The 24146-nt window shown below is 38.8% G+C and carries 26 protein-coding genes; 5 read left to right on the top strand and 21 right to left on the bottom strand.

Going from position 1 to position 24146, the window contains the following annotated elements:
* Positions 1 to 41 precede the first annotated feature (41 nt).
* Positions 42 to 1217 (top strand): vWA domain-containing protein, encoded by a 1176-nt coding sequence (locus J8L85_RS06235; protein ID WP_211015607.1) that lies wholly within the window; start codon positions 42 to 44, stop codon positions 1215 to 1217.
* A gap of 46 nt (positions 1218 to 1263) precedes the next feature.
* Here the strand turns inward: J8L85_RS06235 and J8L85_RS06230 are convergent, their stop codons facing one another.
* Positions 1264 to 2286 (bottom strand): type IX secretion system membrane protein PorP/SprF, encoded by a 1023-nt coding sequence (locus tag J8L85_RS06230; protein WP_211015605.1) that lies wholly within the window; start codon positions 2284 to 2286, stop codon positions 1264 to 1266.
* Between the two features lie 125 nt (positions 2287 to 2411).
* Here J8L85_RS06230 and J8L85_RS06225 point away from each other — a divergent pair, with 125 nt between their 5' ends.
* From J8L85_RS06225 to J8L85_RS06210, 4 genes are all read left to right on the top strand, one after another.
* Positions 2412 to 3320: a NifU family protein gene (locus J8L85_RS06225; protein WP_211015603.1), complete on the top strand. Its 909-nt coding sequence runs from the start codon at positions 2412 to 2414 to the stop codon at positions 3318 to 3320.
* A 71-nt stretch (positions 3321 to 3391) separates the two neighbouring features.
* A complete protein-coding gene (locus J8L85_RS06220; protein ID WP_211015601.1) occupies positions 3392 to 3592 on the top strand; it encodes a dodecin family protein in 201 nt (66 codons plus the stop codon).
* A gap of 129 nt (positions 3593 to 3721) precedes the next feature.
* Positions 3722 to 5770 carry a thioredoxin domain-containing protein gene (locus J8L85_RS06215; protein WP_211015599.1) on the top strand — a complete coding sequence of 683 codons (2049 nt, stop codon included), beginning with the start codon at positions 3722 to 3724 and terminating at the stop codon, positions 5768 to 5770.
* A gap of 75 nt (positions 5771 to 5845) precedes the next feature.
* Positions 5846 to 6670, top strand: a complete 825-nt coding sequence (locus J8L85_RS06210) for a mechanosensitive ion channel domain-containing protein (RefSeq protein ID WP_211015596.1) — start codon at positions 5846 to 5848, stop codon at positions 6668 to 6670.
* 73 nt (positions 6671 to 6743) lie between these two features.
* On the opposite strand, the gene tsaB is transcribed toward J8L85_RS06210, so the two are convergent.
* From tsaB to gcvH, 20 genes are all read right to left on the bottom strand, one after another.
* Complete coding sequence (gene tsaB / locus J8L85_RS06205) at positions 6744 to 7418, bottom strand: tRNA (adenosine(37)-N6)-threonylcarbamoyltransferase complex dimerization subunit type 1 TsaB (protein ID WP_211015594.1); 675 nt, start codon at positions 7416 to 7418, stop codon at positions 6744 to 6746.
* 75 nt (positions 7419 to 7493) lie between these two features.
* Positions 7494 to 8843, bottom strand: coding sequence for a TolC family protein (locus tag J8L85_RS06200; RefSeq protein WP_211015592.1), 1350 nt, complete (start codon positions 8841 to 8843; stop codon positions 7494 to 7496).
* A 26-nt stretch (positions 8844 to 8869) separates the two neighbouring features.
* Positions 8870 to 10006 (bottom strand): efflux RND transporter periplasmic adaptor subunit, encoded by a 1137-nt coding sequence (locus tag J8L85_RS06195; protein WP_211015590.1) that lies wholly within the window; start codon positions 10004 to 10006, stop codon positions 8870 to 8872.
* Positions 10007 to 10030: 24 nt separating this feature from the next.
* Positions 10031 to 11293, bottom strand: a complete 1263-nt coding sequence (locus tag J8L85_RS06190; protein ID WP_047246353.1) for an ABC transporter permease — start codon at positions 11291 to 11293, stop codon at positions 10031 to 10033.
* A gap of 1 nt (position 11294) precedes the next feature.
* Positions 11295 to 12524, bottom strand: coding sequence for an ABC transporter permease (locus tag J8L85_RS06185; RefSeq protein WP_211015588.1), 1230 nt, complete (start codon positions 12522 to 12524; stop codon positions 11295 to 11297).
* Positions 12517 to 13218, bottom strand: coding sequence for an ABC transporter ATP-binding protein (locus J8L85_RS06180; RefSeq protein ID WP_211015587.1), 702 nt, complete (start codon positions 13216 to 13218; stop codon positions 12517 to 12519). Before J8L85_RS06180 ends, J8L85_RS06185 begins: the two co-directional genes overlap by 8 nt.
* Positions 13219 to 13308: 90 nt before the next feature.
* Positions 13309 to 14424: an efflux RND transporter periplasmic adaptor subunit gene (locus tag J8L85_RS06175; protein ID WP_211015585.1), complete on the bottom strand. Its 1116-nt coding sequence runs from the start codon at positions 14422 to 14424 to the stop codon at positions 13309 to 13311.
* A 36-nt stretch (positions 14425 to 14460) separates the two neighbouring features.
* Positions 14461 to 15720 (bottom strand): ABC transporter permease, encoded by a 1260-nt coding sequence (locus J8L85_RS06170; protein WP_211015583.1) that lies wholly within the window; start codon positions 15718 to 15720, stop codon positions 14461 to 14463.
* A gap of 29 nt (positions 15721 to 15749) precedes the next feature.
* Positions 15750 to 16997: an ABC transporter permease gene (locus J8L85_RS06165; RefSeq protein WP_211015580.1), complete on the bottom strand. Its 1248-nt coding sequence runs from the start codon at positions 16995 to 16997 to the stop codon at positions 15750 to 15752.
* A 115-nt stretch (positions 16998 to 17112) separates the two neighbouring features.
* Entirely contained in the window at positions 17113 to 17397 is a 285-nt protein-coding gene (locus tag J8L85_RS06160) for a hypothetical protein (RefSeq protein ID WP_348771730.1), read from the bottom strand.
* Positions 17387 to 17923 carry a DUF420 domain-containing protein gene (locus J8L85_RS06155; RefSeq protein ID WP_211015578.1) on the bottom strand — a complete coding sequence of 179 codons (537 nt, stop codon included), beginning with the start codon at positions 17921 to 17923 and terminating at the stop codon, positions 17387 to 17389. Before J8L85_RS06155 ends, J8L85_RS06160 begins: the two co-directional genes overlap by 11 nt.
* A 1-nt stretch (position 17924) precedes the next feature.
* A complete protein-coding gene (locus tag J8L85_RS06150; RefSeq protein ID WP_211015576.1) occupies positions 17925 to 18647 on the bottom strand; it encodes an SCO family protein in 723 nt (240 codons plus the stop codon).
* Positions 18647 to 19279, bottom strand: coding sequence for a hypothetical protein (locus tag J8L85_RS06145; RefSeq protein ID WP_211015574.1), 633 nt, complete (start codon positions 19277 to 19279; stop codon positions 18647 to 18649). The genes J8L85_RS06150 and J8L85_RS06145 overlap by 1 nt, the downstream gene beginning before the upstream one ends.
* Before the next feature lie 141 nt (positions 19280 to 19420).
* Positions 19421 to 19804: a cytochrome C oxidase subunit IV family protein gene (locus tag J8L85_RS06140; protein WP_211015572.1), complete on the bottom strand. Its 384-nt coding sequence runs from the start codon at positions 19802 to 19804 to the stop codon at positions 19421 to 19423.
* A gap of 51 nt (positions 19805 to 19855) precedes the next feature.
* The gene (locus J8L85_RS06135; protein ID WP_211015570.1) at positions 19856 to 20830 is read right to left on the bottom strand and encodes a cytochrome c oxidase subunit 3; all 975 of its coding nucleotides are present in this window, start codon (positions 20828 to 20830) and stop codon (positions 19856 to 19858) included.
* A gap of 97 nt (positions 20831 to 20927) precedes the next feature.
* Positions 20928 to 21509, bottom strand: a complete 582-nt coding sequence (locus J8L85_RS06130; RefSeq protein ID WP_211015568.1) for a cytochrome c oxidase subunit 3 — start codon at positions 21507 to 21509, stop codon at positions 20928 to 20930.
* A gap of 6 nt (positions 21510 to 21515) precedes the next feature.
* Entirely contained in the window at positions 21516 to 22415 is a 900-nt protein-coding gene (gene cyoE / locus J8L85_RS06125; RefSeq protein ID WP_211015565.1) for a heme o synthase, read from the bottom strand.
* A 191-nt stretch (positions 22416 to 22606) separates the two neighbouring features.
* Positions 22607 to 23311 carry an energy transducer TonB gene (locus J8L85_RS06120; protein ID WP_211015563.1) on the bottom strand — a complete coding sequence of 235 codons (705 nt, stop codon included), beginning with the start codon at positions 23309 to 23311 and terminating at the stop codon, positions 22607 to 22609.
* A gap of 63 nt (positions 23312 to 23374) precedes the next feature.
* Entirely contained in the window at positions 23375 to 23767 is a 393-nt protein-coding gene (locus J8L85_RS06115; protein WP_211015561.1) for a VanZ family protein, read from the bottom strand.
* Positions 23760 to 24140 (bottom strand): glycine cleavage system protein GcvH, encoded by a 381-nt coding sequence (gene gcvH / locus J8L85_RS06110; protein WP_211015559.1) that lies wholly within the window; start codon positions 24138 to 24140, stop codon positions 23760 to 23762. Before gcvH ends, J8L85_RS06115 begins: the two co-directional genes overlap by 8 nt.
* Positions 24141 to 24146 lie beyond the last annotated feature (6 nt).

Raw genomic sequence — 24146 nt, 5'->3', positions numbered from 1 at the left:
TTTCCCTATAGATTTATCTCATAAACCTTTAAAAACATGTTATGAAAAAGTATCAAAAAATAGGTGTTCTAAGTTTCCTGGTCTTAACAATGGCCATGGGTTATGGGTGTGAGACGAGAAAGGACACCAACAAAAAAGTGTTATTGGCTCAAGCTACACCATCAACAAAAACTGCTGATAAAAATACGGTCAAAATAGCATTGCTATTAGATACCAGCAATAGTATGGACGGTTTAATAAACCAGGCCAAATCGCAACTTTGGGACATTGTCAACGAATTCACCCATGCCAGATGCGGAAACGAAACGCGACCAGAACTTCAAATTGCCATTTATCAATACGGCAACGATAATCTCTCCTCTAGGGAAGGATACATACAACAAGTATTGAATTTCAGTAACGACCTAGATGAGATTTCGGAAAAATTATTCTCACTGAGCACCAACGGGGGTGAAGAATTCTGTGGAGAAGTGATACAAACCTCTATAAAACAATTGGAATGGGGCAAAAATCCGGATAACCTAAAAATGATATTCATTGCCGGTAACGAACCCTTTACACAAGGTAAATTAAATTATAAGGATGCAGTTACCAATGCCAAGGAAAAGGACATTGTAGTAAACACTATTTTCTGTGGCAATTACGAACAAGGCATCCGGACCAAATGGAAAAACGGGGCTGTTTTGACAGGGGGAGAATATATGGCCATTGACCACAATAGAGAAGTGGTACACATTAAAACCCCCTATGACGACATCATTATACGATTAAACTCAAAACTGAACAAGACCTATATTTCTTATGGTAGTTTGGGGGCTTCTAAAATGGAAATGCAACGCACCCAAGACCAAAACGCAATGGCCATGGAAGAAACGGTGGCCGTAAAAAGGGCCGTCAGTAAAAGTTCTAGATTGTACAATAATAAAAAATGGGACCTGGTAGATGCCTATGCAGACGAAGAATTTGAACTTGAGAAGCTACCGAAGAACGAACTACCCGAACACCTACAAGACAAATCTAAAAAAGAAATAGAAGCTTATATCAAAGACAAACAAGCCGAGCGGGAAAACATACAAAATGAGATTGCCGAGCTCAACAAAAAAAGGGAACTCTATATTTCAGAAAAACAGGATGACAAAAATAACGGCGAGCTGGAAAGCGCTATGTTAAAAGCTATCAAAAGACAAGCCTCCGTAAAAAATTATACTTGGGAGTAATTTATAAAAAGGGGTCTTTTCTTATAACGAAAAGGCCTCTTAACAATTAGTTGGCCGCAGGGCAGTAACAATCGTACTTGCGTTCTTTTTGCCCAAAATCGTACCCTAAGGTAATTTGGTGAAACCCGCCATTATCAAAACGGATATCTCCCATTTGATACGAATAATTATAGGAGACCAAGAAATTTTTGATGTTGGCACCAATAATAGGAGTAATCAACTGTAAACGCTGCTCCCCAAAACTATCGGTCGTTTGAAATTGCGCCCCATCAAAACTTCTTCTATAGGAAAGCCCTCCCCAAATACGTCCAAAATCTACATCTTTATATACTTTGGCGTTTACATCCATTGTTTTTTCCTTGGTAAAATCGGTCAATTGAAAAAGTACCGAAGGCTCTACCTGCCATTCGCTTTTACCGAATACATACCCCGTAGAGATCAAAAATCTTCTAATGTTATCTATTACCAATGCATCCGGATTATCTTGCCTGTCTCTATAATAAACATTTCTTTTACTACCCGTAAGGGCATTGGTAACCGCAAAATGAGCATAGAATTCTTGATAACTATAAGACACCCCAAGGTCTACGTTAAAATAGGTAGAACTCAATTTTATACCGGAAATGGCCGGGTCGGGAGTAGCGGACCTAAATTCGGTCTCATCCAAGCTACTTTGCAATACCGTAGCACTAAGACCAAAAGACAATTGGTTCAGCACCCTTATATCTTGGCTACCCATTCTTAGATGATGGGCATACGTTGTTTTGAGTCCCGTTTGAGAGTGGTAACCGTTTGCATCGTTAAAAACGATCGCCCCGATACCACTAGGACTATCGCCCAATCTAAAATGGGCATTTATGGTCTGCAAGTTAGGCGCATCGTCCACATCGAACCATTGCTTCCTTACGGTTGCCCTGATTTTTCCTCCCTGACTAATACCTGCCATCGATGGAAAAACCAAATAATAGTTATCAGATAAATAATCAAAATAAACAGGTATTCCTTCCTGAGCATTGGATTTCATTCCAAAAACCAGGAAAGAAAACAAAAGTATCAGCTTAAATTTCATCTGCGGGAAATGAGGGTATAGGTTCAAATTGCTTTAAATATATAGTATAACGATATATAGGTAACATTATTATATAGCCCTTAACTTAGATTTCCTTTGTATTTTTGCATACAAATTAAAATGAGATGAAAGAGTATTCTATCACTGTAGTAAAAACGAATAACCCTACCATACTAAAGTTCGAATCTAACCATATGCTCGTAAAACGCAAAAACTACGAGTACAAAAATATTGATGAGGCCAAAAATTCACCTCTGGCACAACAACTTTTTCACCTTCCGTTTATAAAAACGGTTTATATCTCCGGTAATTTTATCGGTTTGGAAAGATATGATATTGTAGAATGGCAAGACGTAAAAGATGAAGTGGCACAACAATTAGTGGAGTATTTAAATGCCGGAGAGCCTATTGTTATAGAAGAAGATAGCGACAAGCCAATAGCCGTAACGGTCTACGCTGAAGTAACCCCGAACCCTGCCACCATGAAATTTGTGGCCAGTAAAAAAATTGTGGGATCTACTTTTGAGTTTAAAAACATTGACGAGGCCAGAGAGTCACCTTTGGCTATGGAGTTGTTCCAGTTTCCGTTCGTAAAGGAAGTTTTTATCGATGAAAATTATGTTTCCATTTCCAAATACGAAGTGGCCGAATGGGAAGATATTACCATTGAGCTAAGAGAGCTGATAAGAAACTTTATTGCCGAAGGAAAAGAAATCGTAAACGACAATGCGAAACCGGTAGGTGGCGCCCCAGCCCCTAATGTTACCAATAACGAAATACCAGAGGACCTAGACGATACCTCTTTAGAAATAATAGATATCTTAGAAGAGTATGTGAAGCCTGCTGTGGCCAGTGACGGCGGAAACATTCTTTTTAAATCGTATAACGCGGAAAGTCGCACTGTAAACGTAATTCTGCAAGGTGCCTGTAGCGGATGTCCTTCTTCTACATTTACATTAAAGAATGGTATAGAAACCATGTTAAAGAACATGATGGGCGATAAGATAAATGAAGTGGTTGCGCTGAACGGCTAAAAAAAATTGCAAATCAGTCAAAGAAGCCATGATTATTCGTTAAATTGTAGAGAACATTAAAAACACTAATTATGGCAGTATTAAAAGTTATAGAAGTATTGGCTAATTCCGACAAAAGTTGGGAAGATGCCGCAAAAAATGCGGTAGAACAAGCATCAAAATCAGTTAAGAACATTCGTTCTGTCTACATCAACGAGCAGAGTGCAATGGTCGAGGATGGCAAAATGGTAAATTACCGCGTTAATGTAAAAATTACATTTGAGGTTAAATAAACCTTATTTTGAAATAAGTTTAAGAAAAGCACCCCTAGGGTGCTTTTTTTATTACTAAGTACCAAAGATTATCTTTGAGAAAGAATGCGCTCCGCAAAACAACAATTACGGTTTTAAACCAAATATGATATGGCCCCAAAATTCACGAACGACCTCATAAAAGAAACAAGCCCATATTTATTACAGCATGCCCATAACCCCGTTAACTGGCATGCTTGGAATCCCCAGACCTTGGAAATGGCAAAAGAGCAAAACAAACTGATCTTAATCAGTATTGGCTACGCGGCCTGCCATTGGTGCCATGTAATGGAACATGAATGCTTTGAAGACGAAGAGGTGGCCAAAGTAATGAACCAACACTATGTAAATATTAAAATAGATCGTGAAGAGCGTCCGGATATTGATCATATATACATGGATGCCCTTCAGATGATGACCGGTAGTGGCGGTTGGCCACTTAATATGGTCGCCCTACCCGATGGACGTCCTTTTTGGGGAGCCACCTACCTACGAAAAGAAGACTGGACTAAAGTACTTAAAGACCTATCGGACCTATACAGATCCGATACCGAGAAAGTATTGGGCTATGCCCAGCGAATGGCCGAAGGAATACAACAAATAAACATTATTGAAGATCAACAAGACTCGTTTAACTATTCTATTGAAAACCTAAAGGAAGATACACAAAATTGGTCCGGTTACTTTGATACTTTCTTAGGAGGTTACAAAAGGGCACCAAAGTTTATGATGCCTGTAAACATGGAGTTTTTACTTCATTATGCAACATCGTTAAAAGACGAAACCCTAATGGATTACGTGAACACCACTTTGACCAGAATGGCCTACGGAGGTATTTTTGACCATGTTGGGGGAGGATTCTCTAGGTACGCGGTTGACACAAAATGGCATGTACCCCATTTTGAAAAAATGTTATACGACAACGGCCTCTTAACAAGCCTATATGCAAAAGCATATGCCGCGACAAAAAACAAGCTTTATAAACAAACCGTAGAAAAGACCATTGCATTTGTAACCGATGAGCTCATGTCTAAGGACCATGCCTTCTATTCTTCTTTAGATGCCGACAGCCTGAACGAAAAAGGAGTATTGGAAGAAGGGGCCTACTATGTCTGGAAAGAACAGGAGTTGCGATCACTTCTAAAAAAAGACTATAAACTATTTAAAGAGTACTACAATATAAATTCTTACGGACATTGGGAAGAAGGCAACTATGTTTTGATACGGGACACCGCAGATGAAGACTTCATAAAAAAGCATTCATTGTCCCAAGAAGAACTGGAAACCCTTTTAAAACGATGTCTAACCACTTTAAAAAAGGAAAGAAACAAAAGACCCAAACCAAGGTTGGACGATAAGATATTAACCTCTTGGAACGGTTTAATGCTAAAGGGCCTTACAGACGCTTACAGGTATATACAAAAAGAGGTCTATTTAGACCTTGCCTTAAAAAACGCCAACTTTCTAATCAAGAATATCTTTAGAAAAGACGGTGAATTGTACCACAATCATAAAAATGGAAAAAGTTCCATTAATGGATACCTTGAGGACTATGCGGCCGTTATAGATGCCTTTATTGGCCTATACGAAACAACCTTTAACGAACATTGGATCCAACAGGCCAGTAATTTAACATCTTATTGTCTCTCCAATTTTATGGATGAGGAAAGTGGACTGTTCTTCTTTACCTCAAAAAAAGACAGCTATGTAATACGAAGAACCTTAGAAGTTGCCGACAACGTCATACCCTCTTCCAATTCCATAATGGCAAAAAACCTGCTGAAATTATCCAAGTATTACCCCGAACTGGGTTATAAGGACATTTATATGAAAATGCTAAAAAACGTGCAGGATAATTTTTCGCAAAATACACAGAGCTATGCCAATTGGTTAGATCTGGTACTAAACGAACAATTGCCTTTTTACGAAATTGCCATTGTTGGCGACGACTATGTAGAAAAAGCCGTGGAAATCAATAAAAACTATCTACCTAATACCGTTATTTGTGGAACAAAAAAAGAGGGAAACATCTCTTTATTAAAGGATAGATATATTGAAAATAGCACCCAAATATACATCTGTAGCCATGGCGCCTGCCAGTTGCCTTTGACTCATACGAGCAAAGCTTTGACGCAACTACTTAAAAATAGCCCGCATTAACAATTGTTTAAATAAATATACTTGTTCAAAGTATTCAGAACATATAAGTTCGCCCCTTAAAATTCAATCATATTTATGGAAGAGATAATGAACTATCAAGAACATGTAGACAAAGCCATTAAATGGTTCTGGGACGCCCTACCAAATTTATTATTGGCTATTTTATTATTAGTAGTGGGCACGTATATTATAAGGGTCATAAACAAATTGATACGCAAGTTCTTTGCTAAAAAGGACTACGACCCCTCTTTAGAAACGTTCTTGCAGAGCTTAATATCCATAGCACTTAAAATCTTACTTTTTGTGCTGGTAATAACCCAATTGGGGGTACAGTCATCATCGTTAGTTGCCATAATAGGTGCCGCAGGTCTTGCTGTTGGCCTGGCCCTACAAGGCTCTTTGGCCAATTTTGCAGGGGGTGTGCTTATATTACTTTTTAAACCCTTTAAGGTCGGTGACTTTATTTCTGCACAAGGGGTAGATGGGACGGTGAAGGAAATATCCATATTCACTACTAAGTTAAAAACCTTTGGCAACCAAATAGCTATAATTCCAAACGGACAACTGTCGAACAACAATATTATTAACTATAATGCCGAAGACTCTAGAAGAGACAAAATTGACGTAGGTATAGGCTATGATTCCAACATCAAAAAGGCGAAAGACATTCTACTTCAAATTTGTAACGACCAGAAGGACATATACAAAGATCCGGCGCCCGAAGTATATGTGGGCGAATTGGCGGATAGTTCCGTAAACCTGACCCTTAGGTTTTGGGCCCATAACGACACCTTTTGGAAAGCCCATTTTTACGTAATGGAAGAAATTAAATACAGGTTCGATGCCGAAGGTATTGAAATTCCCTTTCCACAAAGAGTTGTGCACCAAGGGAAAGAATAACACCTAAGCTCAAAAAACAAAAACCCCTTTAGGTTAACACCTAAGGGGTTTTTCTTATCGTTAAAAAGTAAGTCTACCCTTTTTTCTTGGTAACTAAAAAATCTTTTAGATAATAAGGCTCAAAATAGGCTACGTCCTCAAAATCTTTTGAAGAGAATTTTTGATATGACAACACTGCCATTTCTTTTGAAGAAGGTACCGCCTTGGTCTTAAAAACCAAATTATCACCCTCTAAAGTCGATTCTATTTTTTGCGCTCCACTACCAATAAAATAAATGGTACCGCCCGAAGTATATTCTTTAAAAGAATCTTCGTCTATAATCTCTGCACGTGTCTCCCTTATCTCATTTAATTGGGCATCAAATACCGCCGAATACACCTCCATTCTCCTGGCATCCAACACAGGAACGACAACAGCATCCTTTTCAATGTTCAATTGCGAAGCCATGCTCTTTAGCGTCGCAATGGAAATCAGCGGAACCCCTAAAGCAAAACACAACCCTTTTGCCGCCGATACACCTATACGCAAACCCGTATAAGACCCTGGCCCCTTGCTCACCGCAACTGCATCTAGATCACCGGGCGATTTTCCGGCCTCTTCTAGACATTCTTGTATAAACACATGCAACTGTTCGGCATGCGAGTAATTCGGCGTATCGTTTTCCCTAATAGCAATAATAACACCATTAAGAGCAAGGCTAACGGAACAATTGGTAGTTGCCGTTTCTAAGTTTAAAATCAATCCCATGGTTCAAAGGTATTGAATAGCCATAAAAAAACCTGCAAATATATATTTGCAGGTTTTTAATTACACCTATTAAAACTAATCTAAGGTAATTGGAATTCCGAAATAGAACTCCAACAACTTTAATCTAAAAATATATTCATATTTAGTTCTTATCACTTGGGCGGCGGCATCATCTACCCTAGCCTGCGCCTGACTAAAATCAAAAGAATTCATTAAGCCCACATCAAACCTTTCTTTAGAATATTCATACGCCAGTTTTCTTGCCTCCAGTGTTTTTTCTGCCGCCTCATAAGATTTACGAAATGTAGTAACATCTATATAAGCTTGGTTCACTGTTGACTCCAAGGCAAGTTTATCTTGTTCTAACTGTAATTTTGACTTCTCTAAACTGATCTGCGAACGTTTAACATTGTTGCGCGTACTCCAACCATTGAATATTGGTATGTTAAGCTGCGCACCATAGGATATACCATCAAAAATCCACATTTGATCCGTGAAACTGGGAGTATAAGGCATGCCGGTAGCATCAGGGATCTGTGTTACGTCAGAATATCTGGTACCATATTGAAAAAATGCCGAAAGTGTTGGTGCATAAGCACCTTTTGCAATTTCCAGATCTTTTTCCGCCAAGTCTACATTTGACTCGGAAAACTTGATATCATTTCTAAATTCCAGCGCTTTTGAAAAAATGGTTTTTGGTGTGTTGTTCAAAACATCGGATAATGGCACATCAAAGGACTCGTCCGCAATATCAAAATTTTCATAATCCGTAATCTGCAATAATTGGGCAAGATTAATTCTAGAGATCAACACCAAGCCCTCATTGTTTACGATTTGTTGTTCTTGATTTGCCGCAGTAGCTTCTATTTCCAATAAGTCTCCCCTTGGCACCACTCCGGACTCCACCAACTCCTTGGTTCTTTTTAAATCCTGTTCCGTAACGGCATATTGGGCCTTTGATACTTTTAACGCCTCTTTGTTCGAAAGTATTTGCAAATAGGCATTTACCACGTTCAGTCGAATATCATCTTTAAGGTCATCTAAACGATATTGATTGGATAATGTCGCCAATTTTGCCCTTTGCAACCTTTTTATATTTCGTAAACCATCGAACAACGTAACGTTAGAGGAAAACCCTGCATTCACATTGTTCGCCGTACTGTTCGTAGGCAAGTTATTGGTAGGGTTTATAGAAAAACCGGTATTACTGGAAACCGACGCAGTGGCATTAAGATTCGGTAAAAGATCGCCAAAAGCATCCTTCTCATCTATCTTTACACTTTCTAGGTCCAGCTCATACTGCTCAACCGATAGGTTGTTTTCCACCGCGTAGTTAACACATTCTTCCAAAGTCCACTTCTTATTTTGGGCCAGTGTAGTGCCAACTGCAAATAGCAGTAACATTATGGTTATCTTAAGTTTCATGTTTTATTTATTTTGATTGATGATGATTATTCTTCCTCTGTTTCTTCGTCACCTTTTTTAATGGGCTCCGTTTTATTCCAATGCTTTACTTTGTCTTCTTCTGAAAGACCAGAAATAATCTCAACGTTTACACCATCGGAAATACCCGTTTCTACATCTCTTCTCTCAAACTTTTGTTCATCTACAGACCCAACGGCCACTTCTACATAGGGCTTATCTGTTTCTCTGTCAAACTGCAATAAGGCTTCTGGTATTACCAATATATCCTCTTTCTTTTCTAAGACCATAGAAGCGTTTGCACTATATCCGGCACGAATAAAAATATCGTCGGTTACCTCAACATCAGCCTCTATCTTGAATTGTACGGCACCGGTCTCCTCAATACCCTTTGGTGCTATAAACCTTAGTTTAGCATCTAACTCTACCCCTTCCATAGCACCTAAACTTATCTTTAAAGGTGTACCGACCTTAAGTTTTCCAACTTCGCCTTCATCCACTTTTCCTTCGAATATCATTTTACTCAAATCTGCAATAGTTGCGATCGTAGTACCATCATTAAAGTTGTTACTTTGTATTACCTGAAAACCTTCTTCTACAGGGATTTCTAAAATAGTACCATCTACGGTAGCCCTAATATTGGTATTGGCACTAGTAGAACCGCCGGCAGAACCTCTTTTAATAATCTGATAATCGGCCTTCGCGTTTTTAAGCTCTTGTTCTGCTTGATTGTAGGTCAACTGAATATTGTTAAAATCTTGACTCGATATTACTCCTTTATCAAACAATTTTTTGTTTCTATCAAATTCAATTTTGGCATTGTTAAGGGCCAATTCGGCATTTCTTACACGACCGCTCGCCTGGTTTAATGATTGCTCGTTAGGCACCACTTTAATAACGGCGATCAAGTCTCCGGCCTTTACCTTTGCACCCTCTTCTAAATAAATCTTTTCTATGATACCTGAAATCTGAGGTTTTATCTCTATCTCGTCCTCTGGAACAACCTTACCAGTGGCCACTGTTTTCTTTTCTATACTAGATATAAAAGGTTGACTTGTTTCGTACGTAATAGCAGATTTACTGTTTGATTTTATAAAGAACACAGCTGCCCATAGTGCTCCTAGCACCAGTACTCCTATTAAAATATACTTTACGATCTTATTCATTTTAAATGTTTATTAAATTGGTTGTTACTCTTCTCTTAATGCGTCAATAGGTTTTATGCTTACGGCTCTTTGTGCAGGTATCAACCCTATCAAAGTGCCCAATACTACCATAATTAAAAGTGCTCCCAACACATAGGGTATGGGCACAGTTGGATTGGTATACGGAAAATCGAGATCTTTGGTCAAGCTATTGATAATGGACAATACGCCCGCACCCAATATAATTCCCATAACCCCGGCAATCATGGTTAAAAAGACAGATTCTAAAATAATCTGTGACCGCACCTCTTTTGGTGTGGCTCCCAAAGCCCTTCTTACCCCCAGTTCCTTGGTACGTTCTTTGACCGATATCAATAAAATATTACCGATACCAATGACCCCTGCCAAAATCGTGGCGATACCTACCACCAAACTTAAAAAGGTCATACCCTTTGCAAAACCAGAAACCTTAGTGAACATTTCACCTAGGTTGAAAGATCCAAATGCCCTTTCATCTTCAGGGTTTACGCGGTGAATATTTCTTAATAGGGATTTTACATCCTTTTCTACCTGTACTACATCAACATCATCATAAGCGGCAATACAAAAGTAATCTACGTTCTCTCCCGTATTGTATAATTTCCGAAAGGTGGTAAAAGGAATAAAAATGGCGTTATCATTGTCGAAACTGACACCTTGAGACAGTTTATGAACCCCGACCACCTGAAAATACACATCACCTATTCGTATAAACTGACCTATAGGGTCTTCATCCTTTTCAAAAAGCTCTTGCAGATTTCTTTCACCGATCACGCACACTTTTCTTGCCTGGGCGATATCCTCATCGTTGATAAACCGTCCACCATCGAATATTTTCTTGGTGGCTATTCTCGTATAAACCGGATAGTCCCCATTTACGGGATAAGATCCAGATTTTTGTCCTCTTACGGTAAAGACGGGATCAGAACCAAAATTGCCCAATGTAATACGGGGCGCGATATTCTGTATTTCAGGAATTCTATTTTCCAAAGTAGTAACATCACTCAATTTTAACTGCATGGGACGGCCCGTTTTAAAACCTTCATAAGGCATACTTGTACTCTGCCCCCAAACGAACATACTGTTCATTGATACGCTTTCAAAAACCTTTTCAAAACCGTTGTCCATGCCCTTTGCAGCACCTGACAAGGCTATATATATAAAGATTCCCCAAAGCACCCCTACAATGGTTATAATGGTTCTGGTCTTATTCTTACTTATAGAACCGAATATCTCTTGCCATGTATTTCTATCAAAAATAAATTTCATATCATTCGTCTCTTAAAGCTACAATTGGTTTTATTCTTGCCGCCCTACGTGCGGGTATATATCCGGCTAAACCGCCAAAGAATATCAACACTACCGTTGCAAAAATGGCGGTGCCCATATTTATAAAAGGATTGGTAATAAAGTAGTCCTTTAAAGAATCACCTAAAGAACTTAGCATTGCTACCCCCAAGACCATACCTACAATACCAGAAACCGTTGTAATAAAAACAGATTCTAAAAGTATGGTACTAATTACGGATTTAGGTGTTGCCCCCAAGGCTTTACGTATGCCGATCTCTTTGGTTCGTTCCTTCACCACAAAAACCATAATATTGCTAATACCGATGATTCCGGCAATAATGGTCCCGAATGCCACAAAGCCCACAATAATTTGCAATACCCCTGCAAACTGTTGGTTCTGCTTTAACTGATCCGCAACATTTCGGATAAAAAACCCACGTTGGTCATTGGGGTCTATATATTTTTTCTCCCTAATAAAATCTCCCAACTTTCTTTCGAAAGCCATTGCCCCGGCATATCCTATTTCCGGTTTAAAACCGATTACGATCTGATTGATCTTATCGGTATTTTTCTCGATCAGCTGCCTTGTCGTATATGGGATGTAAATTCTACGTTCCTCATCGTCACCGGCCTCGTCTTGAAAAACTCCTATAACCTTAAATACACTGCCCGTAATATCTATATACTTACCAAGGGCGTCCTCGTTCTTAAAAAGGTCTTTCTCTACAAGTCTACCGATAACGGCATATTTTGTTTTGTCTTTAATGTCTTGTTTGTTCAGGTACCGCCCCTTCATTATAATGGTCTTTTCGGCAAACTGATACGCCTCGCTAACACCCCTTGTCGTATAATTATTGGATTCGTTCTTATATTTTACCAATCCGCTTCTATCTACCCTTGGGGAAATATATTCCAAGAACAGCGGGAAGCTCTCTTCTATATCGGCCAAATCTGAATTATCGAATTCTATTTGTCTGTTAGACTTATAGCCTTTAAAGGGTTTTGAGGTTCTACCTGGAAAAACAAAGAATGTATTGGTGGCGTCGTCTTCAAAAAATTCGCTGAAAGTATTGATGAGGCCATTGCCAAAACCATATAATACAACAAATATCAAGATACCGAGCGCTACCGTAAAACCAGAAAGGAAAGTCCTTAACTTATTTTTTTGAATAGTTTCGAATATCTCCTTCCAACTATCTCTACTAAACATATTGTTCCGCCCTTACTTGATCCACTTTTTTATCCTCTACGATCACCCCATCTTTAAGGTGCACAATTCGTTTACACATATGCGCAATATCCTCTTCATGGGTCACCAACAAAATGGTATTTCCTTGATCATTGATCTTTTGGATCAAATCCATTACCTCATACGATGTTTTACTATCCAATGCCCCGGTGGGCTCATCAGCTAATAATACCTTAGGCTCTGCGGCCATTGCACGGGCAATGGCAACCCTTTGTTTCTGCCCCCCGGAAAGCTCGCTGGGTAAATGGGTAGCCCATTCCTTAAGTCCCACTTGCTCCAGATATTTTAAGGCCTTTTCTTGGCGTTCTTTTCTACCTACCCTTTGGTAATACAAGGGCAAAGCAACATTCTCTGCGGCGGTCTTATAATTGATCAAGTTAAACGACTGAAAAATAAAACCTAAGAACTTATTTCGGTACTGCGCCGCTTTTGTTTCGTTTAAATTTTTAATTGGTACACCATCTAAAGTATAGCTCCCTTCATCCAATTCATCCAACATTCCCAGAATGTTAAGCAATGTAGATTTTCCGGAGCCAGAAGACCCCATTATAGCTACCAATTCTCCTTCCTCTACAGAAAAATTAATTCCTTTTAGTACATGTAAGGAATTTTTGCCCATTTGATAGGACTTATGAAGATTCTTAATTTCAATCATGTTGGTTGTTGTTTTAGACAATTAACTTGTAATGCCTATGTGTTAGACTATGATCTTTTTAAATTGTTACATCAAATCACAGATATTTTTTTAGTTCTGCGCCAATTCGTCCGGTTTTACTTCGTTCCAGACTTTAACTCTTTCATTTTCAGCGATTCCCGATTTAACCTCCACATAAATTCCGTCACTAATACCGAGTTCGATATCCCTTCGTTCAAATTCTTGATCTGCGGTTTCGATTTCTACATATGGCTTTTTAGTTTCACTATCAAACTGTACCAGCGCTTCCTTCAACGCAAGAACACTGTCGGCCTTGGCCAGAATAATGGATGCGTTGGCGCTTAATCCTGCCCGTATAAATACACTGTCCTGTTTTTTCAAGGTGCCTTTGATCTCGAACTGAATGGCACCGTTCTCCTCTTTTCCCTTTGGGGCTATATAATCAAGAACAGCATCAAAAACTTGATCTTCTATAGCACCGACCGTGATCTCTAAAGGAAGATTCTCTTTGATCTTACCTACTTCCGACTCGTCTACCTTTCCCTCGAATATCATTTTCTCTACATCGGCAATGGCTGCTATGGTAGTACCTTCATTAAAGTTGTTGCTCTCTATTACCTGATTACCCACTTCCACCGGCACCTCTAAGACCATTCCGCTTACCGTAGCACGAATTTGGGTATTGGCAGCGTTTCCATACCCCTTTGTGGTTCCGGTCTTTACAATATCGTACCTCTTATTGGCTGCCGCATACGACTGTTTTGCTTGATCGTGACTCACTTGGGCCCGTTCTAGATCCACCTGTGAGATAACCCCTTTTTCAAAAAGTGATTTCTGTCGTTGTAGGTTTCTTATTTGATCGTCCAATCCAATTTTCGCCTCTTCTATATTGTTTCTCGCATCGTTTAGAGCACTTAAGTTGGGCACTACCTTTATCTTACAGATCAAATCTCCCGACTTTACAAAATCGCCACCTTCCACATATATTTCCTCTATAACCCCTGAAATATTGGGCTTTATCAATACTTCTTCCAAAGGAAGAATACTACCCGTTGCCATGGTTTTTTTTATGATCGTTTGCTTTGACGGCTGTTCCGTCTGATAGACCACTGGGTCTTCCTCATTTTTTTGATACAAGTAATACATAGACCCCCCAAAGGCTAAAACTATGACCAGTAAGATGATGACCGTTCCTGACTTTTTCATTTTTTTGATTGATTTAATTTTTATAATCGATGAATCTTATTCTGTTCTTAATGCTTCTATGGGCCTTACCTTTATAGCACTTTGTGCCGGAATAAAACCTGCCAATAATCCGGATACTATCAATATCATTAAAGCGACCGCTACCACCCCTATGCCCACACTCGGGTTAACGAACATATCTACCGGCCCTACAGAGTCGAGAACTGCATTGATGCCATAGATAAAGGCCGCACCAAAAATTATTCCTGTCATGCCGGAAATTATGGTCAAAAAAATGGATTCCATTAAAATTTGCTTTTTTATGGACCACGGATTTTCGCCCAATGCCCTACGGATTCCAATTTCCTTTGTCCTTTCCTTAATAACGATCAGCATAATATTACTTACGCCTATTATACCGGAGAGCAGGACCAAAATACCAACAAAATAGGCAACCCAACGCAAAGCCCCGAACAAGCTCTCTACCCTATTGAACTGTTCGTATAGATCAAAGTAACCAACGGCTCTTTTATCTTCGGGGTGTATCTTTCTATTTTCCTTTACAACATTTACTATTCGTTCCTTTAGATTGGATATAGAACTTCCATCTTTGGCGGTAATCGCCATCCAACCAACATTATTGCCCATATTAAATGCCTGAGAAAAAGAAGTAAAGGGAATAAATATTTCTTTTTGCCCCTCTTCACCATCTCCATCATTATTTTTCTTTTTATAACTACCTACGACCATAAAATTCACCCCCTGAATTTTAATATAGGTACCTAAAATAGGTTCACCTTTATCATAGAGTTCATTTTTTACCCCTTCTCCAATTATGGCTACTTTTCTTTTCGCCTCAATATCGTTGTGGTTTATGAACCTACCTTGGGTAATGGTCATTGGCTCTTGCTTTATTATTTCAGGATAATCACCATATACATTAAAAGCTCCCGTTTTCAGCCCCCTAACGACATTATTGCCCCCACCAAAGCCTCCCAATTGGTTTCTTGGTGATATAAACCGGAGATTGGGCACTTTGTCATTTATAGCTTGTACGTCTTCTAATTTAAAATTATAACGCCTACCCTTGGGCAACCCTTTATATGCCTTGGTTGTGCTTCTAGACCACATGAACATGGTATTGGTGGCAATATCCCCAAAATCAGCACGGATACCATTTTCCAGTCCCTTTCCAGCGGCCAAAAGAATGATCAGAATAAAAATACCCCAACCTACCCCGAACGCCGTAGCCAATGTGCGGAACACATTACGAGACAACACCTCTATAATCTCTTTCCAACGATCCTTATTTAGCATACTTCGCGATTAAGAAAGTTATTATACCCCTATTCATCTTTCAAAGCTTTAATTACATGAACCCTTGCTGCCCGCCAAGCCGGAAAAAAACCCGCTACGGCCCCAGCAAAAATGAGCACGAATACGGTGGTAACGGCAACATTGAAGTCTACGGACGGATTCATTATATAATCCACCTCTATATGTGGTCCCACCAATTCCAATAACCCCATACTGAATATGAGTCCGGCAAACCCGGCAATGGCGGTTACAAAAATAGATTCGTGCAGTATCATCCCCACAATGGACCATGGTTTGGCTCCCAAAGCTTTTCTAATTCCTATTTCCCTAGTACGCTCCTTTACCACGATCAACATAATATTGCTGACACCCACCACGCCGGCTATAATGGTGCACACACCTACAAACCAAAAGAAAAACTTTATACCGGACATTAGAGTATAAAAGCGTTTTGCCTCTTCCATAGGATTCCAAATTTGAATGGCACTCGTATCGTCCGGGGCTACCGTGTGGGCCTGAAGCAAATAAGATCGTAGTTGATTGGTAAATTGAATGGATTGGGCCACCGCAGTCTCAAAATCATCGGCCGGAGGAAGTGTATAGGCCATATTGTTTATATGATCCGCACCATTGAAAACCTGCTGTGCCGTAGAAACAGGAATAAAGATTCTTTCCTCTTCTCGTTCTCCGCCCACATCGCCATATACCCCAATAATTTTAAACGGGATACCGGATATATCTATAAACTGACCTACGGGATCAGATGTATCTTTAAAAATGTCTCTTTTGATTTTGTTACCGATGACCGCCACCTTGGCCTTTTCTTTCTCATCGGAGTAGTTTAGAAAGCGACCTTTGGACATATACTCGTTCTCAATAAACTGAAACTGGGAAGACACGCCCTGTATGCCATAAGCCAACGATTCTTTCCCATAATTTACCTGCACATTACGCACAAAGTATCTCGGGGACTTGTTCTCTATTTTATCCCCCAACAGATTTGCTGCAAATTCGTAGTTTTCGTTTCTTAATTGAATACGTCGACCAGGGTTTAAACCTTTGTACTCTTTGGTGGTCACACCCGGCCAAACCCAAACACTGGTAGCCGCATCTTCTTCAAATTCATTGGCAATACCATTCTGCATTCCTTGACCAAAACCCAATAAGATTACCAAAATAAAAATCCCCGAAGCAACGGAAAGCCCGGTAAGGAAAGTTCGCAATTTATTTTTTCGAATAGTATCGAAAATTTCTTGCCATCGTTCTAGGTCGAACATGTTGATTGATTTTGATTGATGAATGCAATACAAGTATTACTTGTAGATAAGACTATGCATTATCTATAATGTTACAAAATCAATAGAAAAAAAGTGTTAAATCTATAAAATTGTGTTAAGAACGCATTCTTCTATATATAAAATAGAAAAGACCTGCCACTAAAATGTACGGTATGGACATAAGGTAAACAATACCATTATTTATACCCTCAGCAGCATTGCCGGACGCCTCACTCTCTAAAACGGCCCTACACATGGCACATTGTGCATTTGATAAGGATGGCATTAGCATTAAACCCATGACCAATAAACCTATTAAGAATTTTGGGCTTATCCTTTTTGGCCATAAAAAGCCGATTAAACTATTCAGGTGTTTTTTTAATTTTATTTTAGTGTGCATAATAGGGTGCTATCATTATATAAACTACGACTCCCGTTACGGCTACATATAGCCAAATAGGAAAAGTATACCTTGCCAAGGCCCTATGGCCTACATAATCCTTGAGATAAGCCCTTGCATAGGTTCTAAGAACTAGAGGTATCAATGCTATGGACAAGATAATATGTGTTATCAATATAAAGTAATAAACATATCGTATTACACCATCTCCACCAAACGGAGTTGAATCGGATGTCATATGATAGGCAATATACATTACCAAAAACAACAAGGACAGAACAATGTTCGTTGTCATAAGTTTTTTATGCAACGATTCATTTCCATTCTTAATGGCCCACACGGCCACCAACAATAAAATAGCGGTCAGTCCATTTATAGTCGCGTAGATAGGTGGCAAAAAAGACAACGGCGCCACGTTCGGAATTTTAACGCCAAACAATATAGCCACTACCACGGGAATAATCACCGAAACTACAGTAATCAGTTTACTAAAACGTTTTTCCTTTGTCAGTGTACTTTCTTCCATACTACTCTTGCAATAATTTTCTGATATCCTCCTTTAATATACTTATCTGTTCTTTTTCTCCTTCGCTATTCACCCCCATCTCTTGTGTAATGGCCCCTCGATAGTATACAATAGGGTTTCCAAATTCATCTTTTCTTGATCTTATATACCCTTGTTTGTCTACCAAGGCAAATAACCCAGAGTGTTCAAATCCTCCCGGGGCATCCGGCACTTCCGCGGCAAAAATATTAAATCCGGAATTTGCCAACTCATATATTACGTCCCTATCTCCAGTCATTAAATGCCAATCCATATCGGTCACCCCTTTATCTTCGGCATATTTCTTTAAAACGGACGGTGTATCATATTGTGGTGTTATCGTAAAAGAGGCTATACCAAAATCCTCATCAGCAAACTCATTTTGCAATACGACCAAATTTTCTGTCATGATAGGGCATATACTTGGGCAGGAAGTAAAGAAAAATTCTACCACAAAAACTTTTCCCAGATAATCCTTATCGGTAACTACCAAACTGTCTTGGTCTATAAACTCAAAAGAAGGCACTTTTCTTTTGTTACCGTTAATGGTGATGTAGGCCAAGCTGTCTCTTTCGGAATATGGCACCATCCTATCCTTATCTACAACTTCACCCTTAGTAATTTTTTCTACTATCATAGGTATTACGATGATACCGAATATCAGTACGATCAGGGACACCCATACGTATGTATATTTTTTATTCATTAATCGGTATTTCTATTGTTGTTTTTTTTCAGTGCCAATCTATATTCCGCCAATATAATCTTAACATCGTCTACCATCTTATTATTGAGCTCTGCCACAGAATTGGTGTTAAAACCATATTTGGTACCTTCATCCTCGTCATTGTCCCTACCTCTGAGGTTTCCTTCTTTATCGATTATAAAAACATATGGTGTTCCTAGATCCGACCCTAACTTAATATCTGTCTTAAGACTATTAAATAAGTTTTTGATATCGGTTTCCTCCATGAAAAGAAACTTCCACTTACCGGTATCCGCAAGGTTAGCAAGTTCTTTTTCCAATTCATCTACTTTTTGCTCGGTTCCGATCGGTAAGACCATCACACACTGAAAGTCTTTGAACCCATAAAACCGTTTGTATATTTTTTGGTTCAAATTAAAAGTGTTCCCCTTCTTATGCTCTACATCGTTTCCAAGAAAACCAAGAACGGTAATATTATTTTGGAACAGTACATTATCGCCCTCTACATCCAGTTCGTTCACCCCTTCTGTAAGTACCGGCAACTTGCCAAAGTTATTTACTCCCGATGCAAAGAACAAGTAGGCCACAATAGGCAATACAAACAAAACTACCAGTACAAAAGTTTTTTTCATTTTAATATTTTCTCCTTATAAAACATAGGTTATTCAAAAAATATGAAAAGCCCATATACCGTACTTGACCGTACCTTACAAAAATAAAAAAGACGGTGTTTAAACCGTCTTTTAATTCTGTTAATTCTACCTTATAAGCTATTAAAAATTCCAGGCCATAAAACCATCTTTATAGACATTATAAATATAGTCCCCTTCCACAAGAAGTATAAAAGAAAGGTATATGACCAAAAATACCGGTGTCCATACGATAGCTCTTCTCAATGAACTTTTTTCGTCACGAAGGTGCATAAAGTCCCAAGCAATATAATAGGCCTTTACCAGCGTTAATATGATAAAAATCCAATTTAACAATTTCATACCTAGCACATGTGTCTCTACAAGCCCAGCTGGTTTATAGATACCCAAAACTACCTCTATTGCCGTTACAAATGTCAGAAAGGCCAAAACGCCCCAAATCTTTTGGGTGTTTGATTTAAACTTTACTAGCCCTCTAAAAATCTCTAATTTATGTCCGTCTGCCATAATATATATTATCTAATCTTTATTCTTAAAGAAATTTAAACTTGATTAACCTTATACCAAATAGAAGAAGGTAAATACGAATACCCACACTAAATCTACAAAGTGCCAATATAGCCCTACTTTTTCTACCATTTCGTAGTGACCTCTTTTCTCATAAGTTCCTAATACAACATTAAAGAAAATAATTAAGTTGATCACCACACCAGAAAACACGTGAAAACCGTGAAACCCTGTTATAAAAAAGAAAAAGTCAGCAAAAAGACGGCTTCCGTATTCATTATGTATAAGGTTTGCCCCTTCAACAACCTGACTTGCATCTGAAAGTTTATCTAAGGACTCTTGTCTCGTCAACAAGGTTTTATGACCATCCTCACCAATGGTTTCCGTTCTGATCAATATATCGGGATTGGCCTTAAAGCCAGCTACCACTTCATTAACAGAGAAGCTAGGTAAAGCTGTTTCCCCATAGAACCAAATTCCATTTTTTCTTTCATGATCAACCCTTTCGCTGGGTATAGTTTTGGCAAAATCGGCCAATGCAACCCTTTCTCCTGTCTCCGCATTTACAAACTGCAATATTCTTCCACCTTTTGTCTCAATAGCACCATAATCACCCTTTATAAAAGTAGCCCATTCCCATGCCTGAGAACCAACGAATATAGCACCACCAATAATGGTAGCGAACATATACCAAATAACCGCTTTTTGTTTCATTTTATGACCGGCATCAACCGCCAATACCATAGTAACCGAAGACATGATCAAAATAAAGGTCATAAAGGCCACATATATCATCGGATAATTTCCATGAAAAAAAGGCACGTGAGTAAAAACCTCATCCGCAATAGGCCATATATCCATAAACTTAAACCTGGAAAAACCATAAGCAGCCAAAAAACCTGAAAAAGTCAGGGCATCCGAAACAAGGAAAAACCACATCATTAATTTACCATAGCTAGCGCCTAAAGGTCTGTTTCCACCCCCCCAAACGTTTTCTTTTACTCCCGTTGTAACCGTCGTATCCATAGATTAATTTATCTCTTTAATAAAACTTTAGCAAATTTACATTTTTTTCAACTATATGAAAGCTGAATTTATTCAAAACTATTTTTGTTCGATATTATTATTTAACAAAGGTCATAAACAATAACAAATAGACCCATAAAAGATCCAAAAAGTGCCAAAATGTGGCTCCTAATGTCACCCCTAAATAATCTTCTTTCGTATATTTTCTTCTACTATGGTTAAAGAGCACCAATGATAACGATAGCAAACCGGCCACAACATGTATTATATGCACCATTGCTATTAAAAACACATAAGATGTTTTTATATTACTGGTAGGTCCTGTAAAATAAAAGCCCTCGTTCACCATTTGCGAAAAACCATTGAACTGCAACGCTACAAACAGCAAACCAAGCCCCATGGTTGTCCACAACCAAGTAGTACAAAGTTTATGATTACCTTCCTTTATGGCCTTTTTAGCCAAAATATAGGTTATACTACTAATAATGATAACGGCGGTACTTATATAAAAGGAGTTTGGCAAGTTAATATCACTCACCCAATCTTCTCTCGTACTACTTACAATATATGCACTTGTCCACCCGGCAAAGCCCATTAACAGACTAACAATACCAAACCAAAGAATCATCTTCTTCGACCTGTCTATTTTTTCTTTTTCAGTACCTTGTGTTAAATCCATTCTTCTTTAAATATATTTGTCAACCACATAAACAACTTGCATTAATGTAATATAACTTACACTTGCCAACATTAATTTTCTGGCCGTAACATTGCTTCTTTCCGAGTACAACCTAAAAGCAAAAAACAACATTACCGCACCCATTAGCAAAATTACCACTGCGGCAGGAACAGAAAGCTCTAACCTGCCCGTTATGCCAAAAACGGGTATTATCGAAACAGCCATCATCCAAATGGTGTACATTATTATTTGCAATGCCGTACCTGCATCCTTTTTACCGGTAGGCAACATTTTAAAACCTCCCCTTTTATAATCATCGTCCAACATCCACCCCAAAGCCCAAAAATGGGGGAATTGCCAAAAAAACTGAATCATGAACAGGGTGCCGGGTTCTATGCCAAACTCATTGGTCGCGGCAACCCAACCAAGCATAAAAGGAATTGCTCCAGGAAAGGCCCCTACAAACACCGACAATGGTGTTTTTGTCTTTAACGGCGTATAAACACTCGTGTACAAAAAAATTGAGATAGCACCGAACATGGCCGTCTTTGGATTCAACAAATACAAGGCAACAACCCCTAAAACAGTTAAGAGTATTGCGATGGTCATAGCAGTACGCACCGTCATTCTACCAGAAGGTATAGGCCTATTCTGGGTACGTTTCATCAACGCATCCAAGTCTTTTTCTATTACCTGATTATATGCATTACTGGCCCCTACCATACAGTAACCGCCAAAAGCCAATAATAAAATGGAAGAAGGATTGATCTCGTAAGCTCCTAGAAGATAGCCCGCAATGGAAGAGAAAACAACACTGACCGCAAGTCTTGCTTTGGTAATTTCCTTAAAATCAGCAAAAATCAATGCTACTATGTTGTCTTTTGCCATACCAACCGCGGTCTTCATCTTTACTCAAAATTGGGATGCAAAGATAACCCTCAGCCCATATTTCTGCAACCAAAACGGTTTTATTTATAGTCATAATGAATAACCGACATAAGTAAAACCTACTTTCTATGTTAAAGAACCTAAATTAACGGCACAAAAAAGCCCGAATATCACTATTCGGGCTTACTAAAATATTATTGGAATATATATTATTGCAATTTAAATGTAATTGGAATACTAAAAGGAACACGTACCGCTCTACCTCTTTGCTTCCCTGGTATCATTTTAGGAAGTTTACTGATAATTCTTGCAGCCTCTTTTTCCAAGTTCTTATCCGGACCACGCATTCTAACGTTACCGATGCTACCATCTTTTTGAATTACGAACATTACACTTACCCTACCTTGCACACCCATTTCTTGGGCAATTTCTGGGTAACGGAAGTTCTTACTAATATGCTTTTGCATCATCTTGTTAAAACAAGCCCTCTTATCACTTTCGTTTTCACAACCTGGAAAAACCGGAACATCTTCAATTACCGCAAAAGGAACGTCAACATCTTCTACCTCTTCTTCAACTACAACATCCTCTACCTCGATTATTTCCTCTTCCTGACTAGTTTCCGTAGACTCGATTACAGTTTCCTCTACCTCTACCTCATCCTCTACAACTTCTATGATTTCAGGTGCAGCTGGTGGCGGTGGTGGCGGTGGCGTTTTAATTTGCTCCGTCATAGGAACTTCTTCATCCAACATATCATCCACATTCATGGAGATGTCATAATCATTTACCTCGTCATACGTTTTCCATTCAAATGCGAAATACGTGAGCAGCATCACAGCGAACAACCCTATAACAAAATAGAGGCTACTGTTTTTGGTTAAATCCGCCTTTGGATTCTTTTTCGGTTCCATATCTATTCAATTTAGTTGTTTGCTAATTTAAATAATAAATACTTAAATACGCAATTAAAATTTTCATTTTAACGGCCAAATGCGATAAACAAGCCATCTAACTAAAAACATTCCTACAAGAGCACCGAATGTATTAGCGAAAACGTCTAAAATATCACCTTCCCTATCGACCGTAATACTATATTGTAACACCTCAATAATCATACCATACAATACAGCGAACACCAGAACACCCAAAAGCGCCTTTTTCAGCACAAAACGTTGCTTTAGCTGTTCTCTGGAAGCAAGTACCCCCAAGACCACCATACCAAAGTAAAATGCAAAATGAACGATTTTATCAAAATGGGGAATATCGATACCTCCGGTATCTACCTCTGAAAACGAAAATAAGCTGGAAAAAGTGACGAGCACTATCCAGCTTATAAAAGATATTCTAAAAAAAATGGATTTAGGCACCCACTAATGTTTTGTAATCCGAATCGCTCAACAACTCGGCTATTTCATCCAAATTGCTTAACTTAACCTTTACCATCCAACCTTCACCATAGGGATCTGTGTTCACCTTTTCGGGTTCATCCTCCAACGATTCGTTGAACTCTATAATCTCACCCGACAATGGCAAAAATAAATCGGAAACGGTCTTTACGGCTTCTACCGTTCCAAAAACCTCTTCCTTGTCCAAGCTTTCATCTAGGGTATCTACCTCTACATAGACAATATCACCCAACTCGCCTTGTGCAAAATCGGTAATGCCAACAGTAGCTACATCTCCTTCAATTTTTACCCACTCGTGGTCTTTTGTATACTTTAATTCTGATGGTATATTCATTTCATT

It is taken from the genome of Maribacter sp. MMG018 (assembly GCF_018100785.1).
GTDB lineage: Bacteria > Bacteroidota > Bacteroidia > Flavobacteriales > Flavobacteriaceae > Maribacter.
The sequence above is the reverse complement of the archived record's forward strand: the minus strand, read 5'-3'. Positions and strand labels throughout refer to the sequence as shown.